The 1,835-nt window shown below is 71.4% G+C and carries 3 protein-coding genes; 1 reads left to right on the top strand and 2 read right to left on the bottom strand.

Annotation, left to right across the window (positions count from 1 at the left end; translation table 11 throughout):
- Positions 1-357, bottom strand: a 357-nt coding sequence (locus tag ACWEN3_RS46100; protein ID WP_452984370.1) for an FAD binding domain-containing protein, incomplete at its 3' end; no start/stop codon positions are given.
- The gene (locus ACWEN3_RS46095) at positions 354-935 is read right to left on the bottom strand and encodes a (2Fe-2S)-binding protein (RefSeq protein WP_452984368.1); all 582 of its coding nucleotides are present in this window, start codon (positions 933-935) and stop codon (positions 354-356) included. The genes ACWEN3_RS46100 and ACWEN3_RS46095, both read right to left, overlap by 4 nt.
- Before the next feature lie 280 nt (positions 936-1,215).
- Here ACWEN3_RS46095 and ACWEN3_RS46090 point away from each other — a divergent pair.
- Positions 1,216-1,835, top strand: a 620-nt coding sequence (locus ACWEN3_RS46090) for a TetR/AcrR family transcriptional regulator (protein WP_452984372.1), incomplete at its 3' end; no start/stop codon positions are given.

Genomic DNA, 1,835 nt, shown 5'->3' with positions numbered 1-1,835 from the left:
GACCCCGCGCTGATCGCCCGGATGCACCGCTCGGTGGCCCGCACCCTGCTCGCCGAGGGCCGGGTCGCCGAGGCCGACGCCTCGCTCGCCAAGGCCGCCGAGCTGTACCTCGGGGTGGGCGGCCAGGTCGCCGTTGGTGACGGTGGCGCCGATGCGCAGGCCGCCCTCCGGCGTCGGCTCGATCTCGTCGAGCGGGAGTTCGCGGATGTCGATGAGCCGGGCGGGCCGTTCGACGCCGGCCTTCATGAGGTCGACGAGGTTGGTGCCGCCGCCGAGGAAGCGGGTGTCCGGATCGGCGCCGAGCAGCGCGACGGCGCCGGCGACGTCGGAGGCCCGCCGATAGTCGAACTCCCTCATGCCGCCGCCTCCTTCGTCCCCGTCACGGAGCCGGTGCGCGCCGTGGACGGCTGCGCTTCGGCCGCCCGGGCCACCGCCTCGACGATCGAGACGTACGCGCTGCACCGGCACAGGTTGCCGCTCATCCGCTCGCGGATCTCCTCGGCGGTCAGCGGTGGCGGTCCCGCCTCGGGCCGTACGTCGTCGGTGACGGCGCTCGGCCAGCCCGCCGCGTGCTCCTGGATCACCCCGATCGCCGAACAGATCTGGCCAGGGGTGCAGTAGCCGCACTGGAACCCGTCCAGGTCGAGGAAGGCCTGCTGCACGGGGTGCAGCCGGTCGCCGTCGGCGACCCCTTCGATGGTGGTGATCTCGCGACCCTCGGCCGCCACGGCGAACTGCAGGCAGGCGACGGCCCGTCGGCCGTCCAGCAGGACGGTACAGGCACCGCACTGTCCCTGGTCGCAGCCCTTCTTGGTGCCGGTCAGCGCGAGGCGCTCGCGCAGGGCGTCGAGCAGGGTGGTGCGGTGGTCGACGGGCAGTGTGTACTTCTCGCCGTTGATCTCCAGGGTGATGACACTGGACGTCGATGAGGCCATGAGGAGCTTCTTTCGCATTTCCAGGGCAATGGGGGGGTACGGCGACCGTGGCGCCGGGCGGTGCGGAAGGTGCGTCATTCGACTGTGCCGCACATACGAGGCCTATGTGCGAAATGCCCGGACAGAAGACGGTGGCCGGCGACTGCCGGAGGTGCGCGTCCGCGGCTATCGTGGACCCCAACCGGACAGCTGTCCGCTACCTGGAAAACTTAACGGACAGCTGTCCGCTTAGCAAGGGCGAGGTTCGGCCACGAACCTTGGAGGAGGACGAGTGCCGCAGATGAAGGACTCACCACGGCGCTCGGACGCGCAGCGCAACCGTGAGCGCATCCTGGAGGTGGCCCTCGTCGAGCTGTCGCGCTGCGCGGACGCCCCGCTGAGCGCGATAGCCAAGAAGGCGGGCGTCGGCCAGGGCACCTTCTACCGCAACTTCCCGAACCGCGAGGCGCTCGTCCTCGAGATCTACCGCCACGAGATGCAGCAGGTCGCCGACAGCGCGACCCGCCTGCTCGAGACCCGGGCGCCGGAGCGGGCCCTGCGCGCCTGGATGGACCGGCTGGCCGAGTTCGCCATGGCCAAGGCCGGCCTGGCCGACGCGATCCGGCAGGTCACCAGCGCGCCGGGCGGCCCCGCCAAGCCGGCCCCCACTCCGGTGTCCGACGCGGCGGAACTCCTGCTGCGCGCCAACGAGGAGGCCGGCACCATCCGGCCCGGGGTCACCGCGGACGACTTCATGCTCGCCATAGCGGGCCTCTGGCAGCTCGACCCGCACGACGCCTGGCAGCCACGCGCCACCCGCCTCCTCCTCCTGCTCGCTCAGATAGCGGGTCTCACACAGGGCGGTGACCAGGGATCGCCCGGCAGCGGGCTTGAACCAGGGCAGACTGTTGAGGACCAGAC

It is taken from the genome of Streptomyces sp. NPDC004561, from assembly GCF_053602155.1.
This window is presented reverse-complemented; position numbering and strand designations above follow the sequence as displayed.